Consider the following 14,472-nt stretch of genomic DNA (forward strand, 5'->3'; position numbering starts at 1 on the left):
TGCGTCGGTGGGGCTCGCGGGTCTAGGTCGTCGCGCTGAGGCTGGTCAGCCGCACGTCACGCCGTTGAGCGAGAACGACGAGGGTGCCGCGGCCGAGCCCGTGTGGCTCGCGTTGAAGCCGACCTGCACGCTGCCGCCGGGTGGGATCTGCCCGTTCCACGCCGCGTTCGTCAGCGTGACGGCCTGACCGGACGCGCTGAGGGTCGAGCTCCAGTGCTGCGTGATCGCCTGTCCGGGGGGCAACGTGAACCGCAGGTTCCAGCCGTCGATCGTCGCCGATCCCGCGTTGGTGATCGTCACGTTCGCGGTGAAGCCCGTGGGCCAGGAGTTCACCTGGTAGCCGATCCGGCAGCCGCTCGGGACGGTCGTCGTGGGCGTCGGGCTGGGCGTCGCGCTGACCGTGGGCGACGGCGTCGGGCTCGGTGTGGGCGAGCTCGTCGGGGTCGGGGTCGGGGTGGGCGTCGGGGTCGCAGTGGGCGTCGGCGTCGGGGTGGGCGTCGGCGCAGGGCCGTCGAGGCCGAAGAAGTGGATCGCCGCGGCCGCGTCGACCGGCAGGTTGTGCCCCGTGTTCGCGAGGCTGTTGGCCTCGACGGGCGCCTGGTCGCCGGTGCCGCCGTACCGGGTGCGCGTGATCGAGCCGTTCACGACCGTCGACGACGGCGTCCCGGACACCCCCAGCACGTTCGTCCACTGCTTGATCGCCTCGCCGTGGTTCGCGTAGGCGAGCGTCGTGTCCTGCGTGCCGTGCCACAGCTGGACCCGAGGCCGGGGGCCGCTGTAGCCGGGGTAGGCGGCGCGTGCGAGGTCACCCCACTGCTGGGCCGTGCGGCTGATCTGCCCCTGCGAGCACTGGCTGTTCCACGGCGCCTGGCTCGACGAGCCGGGCGGGGGAGAGTTCGTCGAGAAGCACGTCGCGGGGACTCCCGCGAACGCCGAGCCCGCGGCGAAGACGTCCGGGTAGGTCGCGAGCAGCACCTGCGTGGTCATCGCACCCGACGAGACGCCCGTGGCGTACACGCGGTTCGGGTCGGTGGAGTAGCGCTGCTGCACGTAGGCGACCATGTTCGCGATGCTCGTCGGGTCGCTCGCGCCGCCGTGCGTCAGGGCCTGGGACGACGAGACGTCGAAGCACTGGCCCGGCCGGTTCGCCTGCGGGTAGACGACGATGTACCCGTACCGGTTGGCGAGCTCGTCGAACTGGCTCCCGTTGAACATCGCCTGCGCCGAGCCGGTGCAGTAGTGCGACACCACGAGCACGGGCGCCCGGGCCGGGACGTTGTCGGGGACGTAGAGGTACATCCCGAGCTGGCCGGGGTTCGCGCCGAAGCTGGTGACCTGCACGAGCGAGGCGGCCTGCGCAGGTGCGGCCACGACAGTCGCGGCGACGAGCAGGCCGAGCCCGGTCAGCACCGCAGTGAGCAGGGGGGCGAGTCGGGCACGCAAGGGCCGGGACAAGGACGTCGTCGTCATGGGGACCTTCCGATCTGGGGTGGGCCGGCCCGCGCGCGGCCCTGCTCGGCACGTTCGTCGTCGGCGGCACGTCCGACAAGCGCGGGCAGCACGACGAACCGTTTCGCCCACGAGTCGCGTCCCGACGAGGAGCGCGAGGACCAGCACGAGCGGCACGGCGCACCGGCGGCGCGCGGTCGTGACCGAGCGCCGCGTGGCACCTCGCGCGATAGGTTCGGTGCAGTCCCGCAGCGTGGCGGGACCTGCACCGACGGCCGATCGAAGGAGCCCTCCCGTGTCTGCCCAGCTCGACTCCCCGACCACTCCCGCCGTCGTCACGGTGACCGGCGCCGCCGGCCAGATCGGCTACGCCTTGCTGTTCCGGATCGCGTCGGGTCAGCTCCTCGGCCCGGACACCCCGGTGCGCCTGCGCCTGCTCGAGGTGCCGCAGGCGGTGCGCGCCGCCGAGGGCACCGCGATGGAGCTCGACGACTGCGCGTTCCCGCTGCTCGCGGGCATCGACATCTTCGACGACGCGCGCCCCGCGTTCGACGGCGCGAACGTCGGCCTGCTCGTGGGCGCACGTCCCCGCACCGCGGGCATGGAGCGCGGCGACCTGCTCTCGGCGAACGGCGGGATCTTCGGCCCGCAGGGCGCCGCGATCAACGCGGGCGCGGCGGCGGACATCAAGGTGCTCGTCGTCGGGAACCCCGCGAACACCAACGCCTTCATCGCCGCGTCCCACGCGCCCGACGTCCCCGCGGACCGGTTCACGGCCATGACGCGGCTCGACCACAACCGTGCGCTCGCGCAGCTCGCGGCCCGCACCGGCAAGCCGGTCGACCAGATCCGGCACCTGACCATCTGGGGCAACCACTCCGCGACGCAGTTCCCCGACCTGACGCGCGCGACGGTGGACGGCGCGCCGGCCACCGACCTGGTCGACGCTGCCTGGGTGAGCGACACGTTCATCCCGACCGTCGCCAAGCGCGGCGCCGCGATCATCGAGGCCCGTGGCGCGTCGTCGGCCGCGTCCGCCGCCAACGCGGCCATCGACCACGTCCGCACCTGGGTCGACGGGACGCCCGACGACGACTGGACGTCCGCCGGCGTGGTCTCCGACGGCTCCTACGGCGTGCCCGAGGGACTCATCTCGTCGTTCCCGGTGACCTCGGACGGCACGCAGTGGTCGATCGTGCCGGGCCTCGAGCTCGACGCCGACTCGCGCGCGCGGCTGGAGGCGTCGGTCGCCGAGCTCGTCGAGGAGCGCGAGGCGGTGCGCGCGCTCGGCCTCGTCTGACGTGGTGCACGCCGCCCGAGGCCGGGTCTGAGCCGTGCGGGTCGCGATCCGAGTGAAGCCCGGGGCCTCCCGCACGCGGGTCGGCGGGGCCTACGGAGACGCGCTCGTCGTCGTGGTCTCCGCGCGCGCTGTTGACGGTGCCGCGACAGAGGCCGCGCTCGCGGCGGTCGCCGACGCGTTCGGTGTCCGCCGCCGGCACGTCGACCTCGTCACGGGCGCCACCAGCCGGGACAAGGTCGTGGAGCTGGACGACACCGCGCTGGACGACGGTCCGGCGCGGCTCGCCGAGCTGCGCGACGGATGATCCACGACGGGCCGCCGTGTCAGGCGAGCTCCCTGCGCACCACGACCCGCGGCCGCCCGCCGCTGCGGCCGGTGGTCGGCGCCGCGACGTGGAACCCCGCGCGCTCGAACAGCCTCGACGTGCCGACGTAGCCCGAGATGACGTCGACGCGCTCGCCGGCGTCCACCTGCACCGGATACCCCTCGACGACCTCCGCGCCGTGCGCCGCGGCGTGCGCGACGGCGCCCTCGAGCAGCGGGAGCATCATCCCGCGCCCGCGATAGCCACCGCGCACGACGAAGCACACGACGCTCCACGCGTCGCGCTCGTCGACGAACGGGAGCGTCCGTGAGTGCATGAGGCGCCGGTACGTGCTGCGCGGCGCGACCGAGCACCAGCCCGCGGGCGCGCCGTCGACGTACGCGATCACGCCGGGACCGGGCTCGCTCGAGCACTCGTCGCGCATGTACGCCGGGCGGTCGTCGTTCGGCACGCGCGAGTCGCGGTAGGCGGTGCACCAGCAGCCGTGGCCGCCGGGCTTCTTCACCCCGACGACCTGCGCGAAGTCCTCGAACCGTCCCACCGCGGAGTGCACGACGACGTCGTCGGAAGAGAGGCGAGGAAGGGGAGCGCGAGCCATGCCGCCACGCTAGCGACGGCCACCGACACCGTCTCCGGGGCGGCTCAGCGTGGGGTGAAGGAGGTCGCGCAGGTGCGGCCCGACGACGTCGTCACGGTGACCTTCACCTTGTAGCCCTTGGTCGCCCGGCCGATGGAGTACGTCACCGACGCGCGACCCTCGGCCGTGGCCTTGGTGGTCTTCGTGTTGGTCGTCGTCTTGTACTTCGCCTTGGTGGTCACCGTGGCCTTCTTGCCGGCGGCCGAGACCCGCACGGTGACGGTCGAGTACTGCTTGGGCTTGGAGTCCGAGACGCTCACCGAGCAGGACTTGCCGGCGGGAGAGGCGTCCGTGGCCTGAGCGGCGGGCCCGACCAGCGCCAGTGGAGCGGCGACGAGCAGACCGGCGAGCACGGCGACGGGACGGCGGGGGAGGCGGTACACGGCAGGTGTCCTTCCGACGAGGTTCCGCCGATGGTGCTCGGAACTGTCGACGACGTCGATCCCATTCGTCGGGATCCTCCTCGCGTGCCGGGAGATTCCACCCGGGTGAGCGCTGGTCCCCGCCGAGCGCGGCGGGGTGGGTCAGCGGAAGACGATGGTGCGGTGGCCGTCGAGCAGCACGCGGTGCTCGGCGTGCCAGCGCACGGCGCGGGCCAGGGCCCGGCGCTCGACGTCCTGCCCGAGCGCGACGAGGTCGTCGACCGAGCGTGTGTGGTCCACCCGCTCGACGTCCTGCTCGATGATCGGGCCCTCGTCGAGGTCGCCCGTGACGTAGTGGGCGGTCGCGCCGATGAGCTTGACGCCACGGTCGTGCGCCTGGGCGTACGGGCGCGCGCCCTTGAACGAGGGCAGGAACGAGTGGTGGATGTTGATGACACGGCCCGCGAGCTGGCGGCACAGGTCGTCGGACAGGATCTGCATGTAACGCGCGAGCACGACGAGCTCGACGTCGAGCTCGTCGACCAGCTCCAGGAGCCGGGCCTCGGCCTCGGCCTTGGTCGCGGCGGTCACGGGCACGTGGTGGAACCCGATGCCGTAGAACTGCGCGAGCGGTTCGAGGACCGTGTGGTTGGAGACGACCGCGACGAGGTCGACCGGCAGCTTCTCGGACCGCTGGCGGAACGCGAGGTCGTTGAGGCAGTGCGCCGCGGTCGAGCCCATGACGAGGGTGCGCACGGGGCGGCCCGCGACGTCGAGCGACCACGTCATGTCGAACGAGCCGGCGATGCGGTCGAGCGCACCCGCGAGCTCGTCGTACGTCACGGCGGAGGTGACCTGCACGCGCATGAAGAACAGCCCGGTCAGCGGGTCGCCGAACTGCTGCGACTCGGTGATGTTCCCGCCGTGGTCCGCGAGCAGCCCCGCGACGGCGTGGACGATCCCCGGGCGGTCGGGGCACGAGAGCGTCAGGACCCAGTGGGTCTCGCCGGGCGTGGTCGGGCTCGCAGTGTGGGACACGAGGTCCGAGAGTAGTGCGCCACGCCGCGCGGCTGACACGATGGGTCGTATGACGGCCGACCTCGACATCCGCCAGGTGACCACCGACGAAGCCGGTGAGCTGCTCACGCTGCGCCGCGCCGCGTTCGTCACCGAGGCGCAGCAGTACGGCGACCCGAACATCCCGCCGCTCACCCAGACGATCGAGGAGCTGGTCGCGGACCTGCAGCGCGACGACGTCGTGACGCTCGGCGGGTGGGACGGCCACCGGCTCGTCGGCTCGATCCGGGTGCTGATCGAGAACAAGAAGGCGACGCTCGGCCGGTTCGCCGTGGCGCCCGACCTGCAGGGCAAGGGCTTCGGCACGCAGCTCCTGCTCGCGATCCTGCCGTACCTGCCCGACGGCATCGAGGAGGTCTGGGTCTTCACGGGCCGCGACTCGGTGCAGAACATCGCGCTGTACGCCAAGCACGGCTACGAGCACCAGCACGACCAGACCGCGGGCGACCTCACGTACGCGTTCCTGCGCAAGTCGCTCGTCGAGACGCCCGACGTGCACGAGGACGACCGCTGACCGGCGCATGAGCACCCCGACGGGCCACGTCGACGTCCCTGAGCAGGTCTACCGGCTCGTCGGCGACGCCCCCTTCGTCGCCGACCCGCCCATCGAGGCGGTGTGGCAGAACGAGGACGGCGGCACGACGTTCCACTCGCCAGTCCACGGTGCGTACGTGAAGTGGGCCCCCGCGGGCACGCCGCTCGACCTCGCGGTCGAGGCTGAGCGGCTCGCCTGGGCGGCTCCGCACACACCCGTCCCCGAGGTCCTCGCCCACGGCAGCGACGACGAGGGCGCGTGGCTCGTCACGCGCGCGATCCCCGGGCGGAGTGCGGTCGACCCGGTGTGGCTGGCGCGACCGCTCGAGGCGGTCCGTGCCGTCGGTGCCGGGCTCCGTGCGCTGCACGACGCCCTGCCGGTGGACGACTGCCCGTTCACCTGGTCGGTCCAGGAGCGGCTCGCGCGGCTGGACGACCCCGCCCGGGCGAGGGACCTCGCGACGCCGCCACCGGTGGACCGGCTCGTCGTCTGCCACGGGGACGCGTGCGTCCCGAACACGCTGCTGTCCGACGACGGCTCGTGGCTCGCGCACGTGGACCTCGGGCGGCTCGGTCTGGCGGACCGGTGGGCAGACCTCGCCGTCGCGACGTGGAGCACGGTGTGGAACTACGGCCCGGGCTACGAGAACGCCCTGCTCGAGGCCTACGGCATCGCCCCCGACCCACAGCGCACGTCGTACTACCGGGCGCTGTGGGGGAGCCCGCGTCACTCGCCGCGGTAGGCGGCCTCGATCGGGGCGATCTCGATCTTCTTCTGCGTGAGCATCACCTGCGTGGCGCGCGCGGCGCCCTCGGGGTCGGCGTCGGGCGAGAGCGTGAGCTCCATCAGGCGGCGCGGCACGACCTGCCACGACAGGCCGAACCGGTCGGTGAGCCAGCCGCACGCGACCTCCTGCCCGCCGCCGGCCAGGAGCGCGTCCCAGTAGTGGTCGACCTCGGCCTGGTCCGCGCAGTCGACGACGAACGAGAACGCCGCGTTGAGCTGGAGCGACGGACCCGCGGAGATCGCCTCGACCGGCTGGCCGTCGAGCTCGTAGGACACGATGAACGGCGCGCCCTTGGTGACACCCGGCATGTCGGCGGGTGCGTGCAGCACGTTGACGATGCGCGAGCTGGGGAAGACCGAGACGTAGAACTCGGCGGCCTCCAGCGCGTTGTCGCTGTACCAGAGGTGGGGGTGGACGATGCCCATGACCTGCTCCTTCGTCTCGTCGGCTCAGCCCGCGACGATCGTGTCGAGGCGCGCGTAGCCCTGGGTGAGGCCGCCCTCCATGCCGCTGGCGACCATGCCGTCGCGGGCCTCCAGCGAGGGGTAGACGGAGTGGATCTCGAGGCGGGTGCGGTCGTCGTCGAGGTCGACGAACCGCAGCGTCTCGACCGCGACGACGTCCGGGTACCCGAGGAACTCGAACGTCTGGATCGCGAGCTCGTCGGTCCGCACGGTGTGGAACGTGCCGCGGAACCCGTACGACTCGCCGCCGGGCTCGGTCTGCTGGAAGCTCCACCGGCCGCCGGACACGAAGTCCCACTCGGTGATGTCGGTCTCGAGCCGGTCCGGGCCCATCCACTTCGCGACGAGCGCGGGGTCGGCGTGCGCGGCGAACACGCGGGAGACCGGAGCGTCGAACTCGCGGGTGATGTCGATGAACGGGACGCCGGCGGGGGCGTCGACGTGCACGGGGTTGGTCATGATGGATCCTCCTGCTGGGCGGGGTCCTGCGCGAGCAGCGCGTCGAGGGACCGGAACCTGCGCTCGTGGATCAACCGGTACTGGTCGATCCACGCGGTGAGGCGCTCGAGCGCCTCCGGGGCCAGGTGCACGGGCCGACGCTGGGCGTCGCGCGTGCGGGTGACGAGTCCCGCCTGCTCCAGCACGTGGATGTGCTTGGAGACCGCCTGCAGTGAGATGGCGTGCGGCTCGGCGAGCTCGTTGACTCCTGCGGGGCCGCGCGACAGGCGCGCGACGATCTGGCGACGGACGGGATCGGCCAGGGCCAGGAAGGCCCGGTCGAGCCGTTCGTCGTCGTCCTCCGTCACAGGTGCGTCCTCCGGTCGAGAAGAGCCCCGACCGTGCTGCGCGTCGGCAGGGGCCCCGACCTGATGTTGTCTAGATGCTGCGATCAGGCTATTCAACTTTGAGGTTGAATACGACATTACGCCCGGCGTCGAGACGCCGCAAGGGGTGTCCCGCGTCAGCCCAGACGAGCGCGCACGGCCGCCGCGACCTCGGCGGGGGTCCTCCCGTCGACGGTCACCACAGGCCCGCGCGCGGCGAGCCGGTCCGCGACGGCGACGTAGCGCCCGAGCTGGTCCATGCGCCATGCCCGCGCGCCGGGGTCGGCGGCGTCGCCCTCGATGCGCCGACGCAGCTCGTCGGGCGACGCGTGCAGCGTCACGTGGCGGACGTCGTGCCCGCGTGCGGCGAGCCCGCCGAGCACCTCGTCGGCGTGCCCGGGGTCCAGCAGCGTCATCGGCACGACGAGCACGCCGTCGGGCCGCGCGCGACGTGAGGCCGCGCGCACCGTGCCACGCCGCCACGCGCGCAGGTCCTGGTAGTCGCTCGTGCCGGTGGCCCGCCCGAGCGTGCGGCGCAGCCACCATCCCAGCGCCTCGGGGTCGTGCGTCCGTGTCCCCGGATGCTGCGCGACGAGCTCGGCCGCGCACGTCGTCTTGCCGACGCCGAAGGGTCCGTTGAGCCAGAGGATCACGCAGGCGAGGCTAGTGGTCGCCCGCGCGGTGGTCAGCGGGAGCCGGTCGCGGACCCGACCCGCGCGCGTCCGGACACGGACTGGTCGGGCGTGGCTACGTCGAGTGCAGCCACGTCGAGAGCTGGTGCGTCGGGAGCGGGCGCGCCGAGGGCCGGAGAATCGAGGGTGGGAGCACCGACGCCGCGGCGGCTGTCGTCGGGCAGGGCGCCCACGGCACGGGCGAGGCCGCGGGCCGCGCGCGCTCGGTGGGAGAGTGCGGGGTGGCCGAGTGTGACGCCGGCGAGCACGACGAGTGCGCCGACAGCCTGCTGGGCGGACAGCCGCTCACCGCCGACGAGCAGTCCCAGGGCCAGGCCGGTCACGGGGTTGAGCAGGCCGACGAGCCCGACGGTCCCGGCAGGCAGGTGGCGCAAGCCGGCGAACCAGGCGAGGTAGGCGAGCGCGGTCGCGGCGAGCGAGAGGAAGGCGAGTCCGCCCCAGGCGGGCGCGTCGAGCGCCGGGGGAGCGCCCTCGACGACGAACGCGGCGACCAGAAGCGTGAGTCCGCCCGCGACGAGCTGCCACGCGGTCGAGGACAGGACGTCGACCGCGTCGTCGCGCCAGCGCTGCGCGAGCACGAAGCCGACGCTCGACATGAGCATCGCGGTCACCGACGCGACGAGGCCGCGCGCGTCGAGCGTCCCGGCGCCCGTCAGGACCATCGCGGCGACCCCGACGAGGCCGAGCACGCCGCCCGCGACCGCGGGCAGCGCCGGTCGCTGGGCGACCAGCGCCCAGGCGATGAGCATCATGACCAGGGGTGAGGTCGCCATGACCGTCGCGGCGATGCTCGTCGGCAGGAGCTGGGCGGCGACGTAGACGAGGACGAAGAACGCGCCCATGTTGAGCGTGCCGAGCACGAGCGAGCGCCACCACCACGAGCCGTGCGGCAGGCGGCGGGCGACGAGCAGGAGGATCAGGCCGGCAGGCAGCGCGCGCAGCGCCGAGCCCCACAGCGGGGAGTCGGCCGGCAGCAGGTGCCGGGTCACGTAGTAGCTCGCGCCCCACGTGATCGGGGCGAAGGCGGTGACGAGCATCCAGCGGAGATTTCCTTCCATGGAAGACAATGTACCTTCCGCGGAAGATATGGTCGAGCGGTGTCCTCCCCGAACCACGACCGGCCCGACCGGCTCGACCAGATCCAAGCGGCCTGGCGCCGCGAGCGACCCGACCTGGACCCGAGCCCTCAGGGCGTGATCGGGCGGCTGCACCGCGTCGCCGGGCACCTCACCGACGAGCTCGTCGCGGTCTACCGGCAGCACGGCCTGAGCGAGGGCGACTTCGACGTGCTCGCGACGTTGCGCCGCGCGGGATCGCCCTACGAGCGCACGGCAGGCGATCTCGCCTCGCACACGCTCGTCACGAGCGGCGGCATGACCAAGCGCATCGACCGGCTCGAGGCGGCGGGCCTGGTCACGAGGCGTGTCTCCGAGCGCGACGCCCGGGCGAGGGTCGTCGCGCTCACCGACGCCGGCAAGACGCTCATCGACGCCGCGTTCACCGACCACCTCGCCAACGAGCACCGCCTGCTCGCCGCCTTGGACCCCGCCGACGTCGACGCCCTGCGCGGCATCCTCACCCGCTGGCTCGCCCGCCTGGAAGACCCCCCACCCACCCCCTGACCCGCCACGGCCGGCGACTCCCAGCCGTGTCAGCACCGTCGGTGCAGGGATGAATGCAGGAGCAGTGCGGCTGACGGCGACGAACTCTGCATCGATCGCTGCATCGATCCGTGCGGCGACGGTAAGCCTGCGCGGGCAGACAGGGGTGCGCACGTGCGGGGCGTAGGTGCGGGCGCGTAGGCGTGAAAGGGCTCGTCGTGGGGGTGGGGCGGCTTGCTAGTCTGTGCGCGTCGTGACTGGCGCAACGAGGTGGGGCACCACCGGGGAGCGACGAAGCAGCTGGACCACGGGGTCGGACGCCTGGGCCCTCGGTCGCCTCATCACCGGACCGTCCGCGTGCATGGGCGCCGATCGCGCCCGCACGGCCACCTGCAACAGGAGCTGCCGCAATGAGCGACAACGTGCTGAACCAGAACATCGCCGACCTCGACCCGGAGATCGCCGCCGTCCTCGACGGTGAGCTCGCCCGCCAGCAGGGCACGCTCGAGATGATCGCGAGCGAGAACTTCGTGCCCCTGGCCGTCCTGCAGGCGCAGGGCTCGGTCCTGACGAACAAGTACGCCGAGGGCTACCCGGGCCGCCGCTACTACGGCGGCTGCGAGCAGGTCGACATCGCCGAGACCATCGCGATCGAGCGCGCCAAGTCGCTGTTCGGTGCCGAGTTCGCCAACGTCCAGCCGCACTCCGGCGCGACGGCCAACGCCGCGGTCCTGCACGCGATCGCGCGTCCCGGCGACACGATCCTCGGCCTCGCGCTCGACCAGGGCGGCCACCTCACGCACGGCATGAAGATCAACTTCTCGGGTCGCCTCTACGACGTGGTGGCGTACGGCGTCGACGAGCAGACCTCGCTGGTCGACATGGCCGAGGTCCGCCGCCTCGCGATCGAGCACCAGCCCAAGGTGATCATCGCCGGCTGGTCGGCGTACCCGCGTCAGCTCGACTTCGCGGCATTCCGCGAGATCGCCGACGAGGTCGGCGCCTACCTGTGGGTCGACATGGCGCACTTCGCGGGCCTCGTCGCCGCGGGCGTGCACCCCTCGCCCGTGCCGCACGCGCACGTCGTGTCCTCGACCGTCCACAAGACGATCGGCGGCCCGCGCTCGGGCTTCATCCTGACCAACGACGCGGACCTCGCCAAGAAGATCAACTCGGCGGTCTTCCCGGGTCAGCAGGGTGGCCCGCTCATGCACGTCATCGCCGCCAAGGCGGTCGCCTTCAAGATCGCCGCGACGCCCGAGTTCCGCGACCGCCAGGAGCGCACCGTGCGCGGTGCCGCCATCCTCGCCGAGCGACTCACGCGGGCCGACGTCGCCGAGGCGGGCATCAGCGTCCGCTCGGGCGGCACCGACGTGCACCTCGTGCTCGTCGACCTGCGCAACGCGGCGATCGACGGCAAGCAGGCCGAGGACCTGCTGCACGAGGCAGGCATCACCGTGAACCGCAACGCGGTGCCGAACGACCCGCGGCCCCCGATGGTCACGTCGGGCCTGCGCATCGGCACGCCCGCGCTGGCCACGCGCGGCTTCGGCGACGCCGAGTTCACCGAGGTCGCGGACGTCATCGCCACGGCGCTCGTGCAGGGTGACGCGGCCGACACCGAGGCGCTCAAGGCCCGCGTGGCCGCGCTGACCGCGGCGTTCCCGCTGTACCCGAACCTCCACCAGTACTGAGGGGCACGACGATGACGGCCCAGATCCTCGACGGGACCGCCACCGCGGCCACCATCAAGACCGAGCTCACGCAGCGCGTCGCGGCACTCGCGGCGCGCGGCGTGACGCCCGGGCTCGGCACGCTGCTCGTCGGCGACGACCCGGGCAGCAAGTGGTACGTGGCGGGCAAGCACCGCGACTGCGCCGAGGTCGGCATCTCCTCGATCCAGGAGGAGCTGCCCGTCGACGCGACGCAGGAGGACATCGAGGCCGCCGTCCGGCGGCTCAACGAGAACCCCGCCTGCACCGGCTTCATCGTCCAGCTGCCGCTGCCCCGGGGCATCGACACGCACCGCGTGCTCGAGCTGATCGACCCGGACAAGGACGCGGACGGTCTGCACCCGACGAACCTCGGTCGCCTGGTGCTGCGCGTCAACGAGCCGGTGACGAGCCCGCTGCCGTGCACGCCGCGCGGCATCATCGAGCTCGTCGAGCGGCACGGTGTCGACCTGCGCGGTGCGGACGTCGTGGTCGTCGGGCGCGGCGTGACCGTGGGCCGCTCGATCGGCCTGCTGCTCACGCGGCGCGAGGTCAACGCGACCGTGACGCTCACGCACACCGGCACGGCCGACCTCGCCGAGCACACGCGCAACGCCGACGTGATCGTCGCCGCGGCGGGTGTGCCGGGCATCATCACGGCCGACCTGGTCAAGCCGGGCGCGGTCGTCGTGGACGTCGGCGTGTCGCGCGCGACGGACCCCGAGACCGGCAAGAGCCGCGTCGTCGGCGACGTCGACCCGGGGGTGCGCGAGGTCGCGAGCTGGGTCTCGCCCAACCCGGGCGGGGTTGGGCCGATGACCCGGGCGATGTTGCTGAGCAACGTCGTGGAGACCGCGGAGCGCCTCGCCGCCTCCTGAACGCCGCGACGCAGACGGAGGGTGCGCGCAACGCTTCCGCGCACCCTCCGTCTGCCTCTACGCTGCCGTCAGCGCGGACGCGCCGGCACGACGAGAGGGAGGACGGCGATGACGCGGGACTACGGACCATCCGCCAAGACCCTGGTCTGGGGACTTGGACTGTTCCTGCCGGGCGTCCTGCTCGCGTTCTGGTGGCGTATCGCCCTCGTCGAGAGCACGGATGGGAGCTCGCCGCAGGGGTTCGAGGGCCTGCTCGTCGTGCTCGCGGTCGGCGCGGCCGTCGTCGGGCTGGTCGTGACCTTGCTCGGCGTGTGGCAGCTCGCCACCAACGTGGACATCGCCGCGCGTGCCTCTCGCGACGCGGCGTACGCGGCGGAGACGGCGCAGGCGCGCGCGGACCGTGAGGCAGCTGCCAAGGCGAACGCGCGGGCCCGGCTCAGGGCACAGCTCGCGCAGGAGGCCCAGGGGTCGCAAGGGTCGCAGGAGGGCTGAGTCGTCAGGGCTTCGGGGCGGCCTTCGCCTTGGCCTTGGGCGCCGGCTTCTCGGCGGGCGCGGGCTCGGCCGGGGTCGACGGCTCCTCCGGCTGGGCGCGCAGGACGTCCTGGATCGCCAGGCGCGCGGCGCGGCGCACGTCGGCCCGCGTGAGGTTGCCCTCGGGCAGCGCGGCGGCGATCGCGTCGGCGATGCCCTGCGCGTCGATCGTCGCGTGAGCGGCGGCCTCGGCGTTCGCGCTGGTGCGCCGCAGCAGCGCGTAGGTGTCCTTGCGCTCGAGCTTGGCGTTCCGGTAGGACCACACGGCCTGGGCGATCTCGTCGGCAGTCGGCATGTCCTCGTCCTCGTCTGTCGTGGCTGCGATCGGCGCAGCCTTCCGTGCACGTAGCGTCGCGACGAAGGCCGCCACGTCCGCCTTGGTCGTCCCGTTGGCCAGCTCGAAGTGCATCGCGTCGCGCAGGCCGACAGGGAAGTCCAGCCCCCAGCCGAACAGCCCGCCGGCCTCCTTGAGGATCGCGCGCACCGCGCGGCCCTGGGCGTTGGTGAAGCCCGACGAGTAGCGCTTGCCGGGGTGGTGGCGCTCGAACGGGTGCCGCGCGCCGTTGACGTCGACCGCCGTCCCGCTGATGTGGTTCGACCGGGCGGCGCCCCCGATCTGCTTGTTGAACGCCGCCGAGCGCCAGCCGTTGACCTCGGAGATCGGCTCGACGCGGGCGTGGAACTGCTCCAGGAGCCACCGGAACGCCGTCGAGACGTCGCCGTCGAGCGTGGTGACGCCGTTCGCGTCGCCGCCGACGACGATCCGCACGACGGCCGACTCGCGGGCCTCGGGCCAGCCGTTGAGGGTCGCCACGGGAGCCTCCCGTGCATCGTTGCTCGTTCGTCGAGAGATGGTCGACGTCCGGTGCGGGCCCGCGGGCGGGCTCGTTCGCAGCACTCGTAGGCAAGGTGCGAGCGCCGCAGGTGCTGATACGCACCGCCCGGGGTGAGCCTTCGTCGCGACGGCGGCGGTGGACGACGGGCCGCCGCGTGGGTGCCGTGAGGCAGGATCGTCCGGGCCGCCTGTGCGGCGCACCTGATCGTCGGAGAGGAACGCAGTGCTCACCATCGCGACCGTCAACGTCAACGGCATCCGGGCGGCGTTCCGCCGGGGGATGGGGGACTGGCTCGAGAGCCGGAACCCGGACGTCCTGCTGCTGCAGGAGGTGCGCGCCAGCGACGAGATCCTCGCCGACCACCTGCCCCCGGGCGAGTGGCACCTCGCGCACGAGGAGAGCCAGACCAAGGGCCGGTCGGGCGTCGCTATCGCGACGCGGCTGCCGATGTCCGCGATCCGC

At 72.8% G+C, this 14,472-nt stretch carries 19 protein-coding genes and 1 riboswitch; of the genes, 9 read left to right on the plus strand and 10 right to left on the minus strand.

Going from position 1 to position 14,472, the window contains the following annotated elements; all coding sequences use genetic code 11:
- Positions 1 to 45: 45 nt before the first annotated feature.
- Positions 46 to 1,470, minus strand: a complete 1,425-nt coding sequence (locus tag CGE01nite_RS14155) for an extracellular catalytic domain type 1 short-chain-length polyhydroxyalkanoate depolymerase (protein WP_141371463.1) — start codon at positions 1,468 to 1,470, stop codon at positions 46 to 48.
- 274 nt (positions 1,471 to 1,744) lie between these two features.
- On the opposite strand from CGE01nite_RS14155, the gene CGE01nite_RS14160 reads away from it, so the two are divergent.
- Both CGE01nite_RS14160 and CGE01nite_RS14165 read left to right on the plus strand, forming a co-directional pair.
- A complete protein-coding gene (locus tag CGE01nite_RS14160; protein WP_141371464.1) occupies positions 1,745 to 2,749 on the plus strand; it encodes a malate dehydrogenase in 1,005 nt (334 codons plus the stop codon).
- A gap of 34 nt (positions 2,750 to 2,783) precedes the next feature.
- The gene (locus CGE01nite_RS14165; RefSeq protein WP_141371465.1) at positions 2,784 to 3,053 is read left to right on the plus strand and encodes a DUF167 domain-containing protein; all 270 of its coding nucleotides are present in this window, start codon (positions 2,784 to 2,786) and stop codon (positions 3,051 to 3,053) included.
- A gap of 19 nt (positions 3,054 to 3,072) precedes the next feature.
- On the opposite strand, the gene CGE01nite_RS14170 is transcribed toward CGE01nite_RS14165, so the two are convergent.
- From CGE01nite_RS14170 to purU, 3 genes are all read right to left on the minus strand, one after another.
- A complete protein-coding gene (locus tag CGE01nite_RS14170) occupies positions 3,073 to 3,672 on the minus strand; it encodes a GNAT family N-acetyltransferase (RefSeq protein WP_141371466.1) in 600 nt (199 codons plus the stop codon).
- 44 nt (positions 3,673 to 3,716) lie between these two features.
- Positions 3,717 to 4,094 (minus strand): hypothetical protein, encoded by a 378-nt coding sequence (locus CGE01nite_RS14175; RefSeq protein WP_053071706.1) that lies wholly within the window; start codon positions 4,092 to 4,094, stop codon positions 3,717 to 3,719.
- A gap of 141 nt (positions 4,095 to 4,235) precedes the next feature.
- A complete protein-coding gene (gene purU / locus CGE01nite_RS14180; RefSeq protein ID WP_048343610.1) occupies positions 4,236 to 5,111 on the minus strand; it encodes a formyltetrahydrofolate deformylase in 876 nt (291 codons plus the stop codon).
- 40 nt (positions 5,112 to 5,151) lie between these two features.
- Here purU and CGE01nite_RS14185 point away from each other — a divergent pair, with 40 nt between their 5' ends.
- Positions 5,152 to 5,664: a GNAT family N-acetyltransferase gene (locus tag CGE01nite_RS14185; protein WP_048343565.1), complete on the plus strand. Its 513-nt coding sequence runs from the start codon at positions 5,152 to 5,154 to the stop codon at positions 5,662 to 5,664.
- 7 nt (positions 5,665 to 5,671) lie between these two features.
- Complete coding sequence (locus tag CGE01nite_RS14190; protein ID WP_141371467.1) at positions 5,672 to 6,427, plus strand: aminoglycoside 3'-phosphotransferase; 756 nt, start codon at positions 5,672 to 5,674, stop codon at positions 6,425 to 6,427.
- On the opposite strand, the gene CGE01nite_RS14195 is transcribed toward CGE01nite_RS14190, so the two are convergent.
- The 5 genes from CGE01nite_RS14195 to CGE01nite_RS14215 all read right to left on the minus strand — a co-directional run bounded on the left by CGE01nite_RS14195 (position 6,412) and on the right by CGE01nite_RS14215 (position 9,510).
- Positions 6,412 to 6,897, minus strand: coding sequence for a VOC family protein (locus CGE01nite_RS14195; RefSeq protein WP_141371468.1), 486 nt, complete (start codon positions 6,895 to 6,897; stop codon positions 6,412 to 6,414). The two genes, CGE01nite_RS14190 and CGE01nite_RS14195, sit on opposite strands and share 16 nt — an antisense overlap.
- Before the next feature lie 24 nt (positions 6,898 to 6,921).
- Positions 6,922 to 7,395 (minus strand): SRPBCC family protein, encoded by a 474-nt coding sequence (locus CGE01nite_RS14200; protein WP_048343567.1) that lies wholly within the window; start codon positions 7,393 to 7,395, stop codon positions 6,922 to 6,924.
- Positions 7,392 to 7,742 (minus strand): ArsR/SmtB family transcription factor, encoded by a 351-nt coding sequence (locus tag CGE01nite_RS14205; protein ID WP_048343568.1) that lies wholly within the window; start codon positions 7,740 to 7,742, stop codon positions 7,392 to 7,394. The genes CGE01nite_RS14200 and CGE01nite_RS14205 overlap by 4 nt, the downstream gene beginning before the upstream one ends.
- A 155-nt stretch (positions 7,743 to 7,897) precedes the next feature.
- Complete coding sequence (locus CGE01nite_RS14210) at positions 7,898 to 8,413, minus strand: AAA family ATPase (RefSeq protein ID WP_141371469.1); 516 nt, start codon at positions 8,411 to 8,413, stop codon at positions 7,898 to 7,900.
- 32 nt (positions 8,414 to 8,445) lie between these two features.
- Positions 8,446 to 9,510, minus strand: a complete 1,065-nt coding sequence (locus tag CGE01nite_RS14215; RefSeq protein ID WP_229747374.1) for a DMT family transporter — start codon at positions 9,508 to 9,510, stop codon at positions 8,446 to 8,448.
- Positions 9,511 to 9,549: 39 nt separating this feature from the next.
- Here CGE01nite_RS14215 and CGE01nite_RS14220 point away from each other — a divergent pair, with 39 nt between their 5' ends.
- The 4 genes from CGE01nite_RS14220 to CGE01nite_RS14235 all read left to right on the plus strand — a co-directional run bounded on the left by CGE01nite_RS14220 (position 9,550) and on the right by CGE01nite_RS14235 (position 13,135).
- Complete coding sequence (locus CGE01nite_RS14220; RefSeq protein WP_141371470.1) at positions 9,550 to 10,074, plus strand: MarR family winged helix-turn-helix transcriptional regulator; 525 nt, start codon at positions 9,550 to 9,552, stop codon at positions 10,072 to 10,074.
- Positions 10,075 to 10,296: 222 nt separating this feature from the next.
- Positions 10,297 to 10,387, plus strand: a riboswitch (ZMP/ZTP riboswitch).
- Between the two features lie 76 nt (positions 10,388 to 10,463).
- Positions 10,464 to 11,747 carry a serine hydroxymethyltransferase gene (gene glyA, locus CGE01nite_RS14225; protein WP_048343570.1) on the plus strand — a complete coding sequence of 428 codons (1,284 nt, stop codon included), beginning with the start codon at positions 10,464 to 10,466 and terminating at the stop codon, positions 11,745 to 11,747.
- A gap of 11 nt (positions 11,748 to 11,758) precedes the next feature.
- Positions 11,759 to 12,643, plus strand: a complete 885-nt coding sequence (locus tag CGE01nite_RS14230; protein WP_141371471.1) for a bifunctional methylenetetrahydrofolate dehydrogenase/methenyltetrahydrofolate cyclohydrolase — start codon at positions 11,759 to 11,761, stop codon at positions 12,641 to 12,643.
- 108 nt (positions 12,644 to 12,751) lie between these two features.
- On the plus strand, positions 12,752 to 13,135 hold the full coding sequence (locus tag CGE01nite_RS14235; RefSeq protein ID WP_141371472.1) for a hypothetical protein: 384 nt from the start codon (positions 12,752 to 12,754) through the stop codon (positions 13,133 to 13,135).
- A gap of 4 nt (positions 13,136 to 13,139) precedes the next feature.
- Here the strand turns inward: CGE01nite_RS14235 and CGE01nite_RS14240 are convergent, their stop codons facing one another.
- Positions 13,140 to 13,988: a M15 family metallopeptidase gene (locus CGE01nite_RS14240; protein ID WP_048343573.1), complete on the minus strand. Its 849-nt coding sequence runs from the start codon at positions 13,986 to 13,988 to the stop codon at positions 13,140 to 13,142.
- A 244-nt stretch (positions 13,989 to 14,232) separates the two neighbouring features.
- Between CGE01nite_RS14240 and CGE01nite_RS14245 the strand changes: the two genes are divergently transcribed.
- The coding region (locus CGE01nite_RS14245) for an endonuclease/exonuclease/phosphatase family protein (protein ID WP_174773466.1) at positions 14,233 to 14,472 on the plus strand (240 nt) is incomplete at its 3' end.

It is taken from the genome of Cellulomonas gelida, assembly GCF_006538725.1.
Classification (GTDB): Bacteria; Actinomycetota; Actinomycetes; order Actinomycetales; family Cellulomonadaceae; genus Cellulomonas; species Cellulomonas gelida.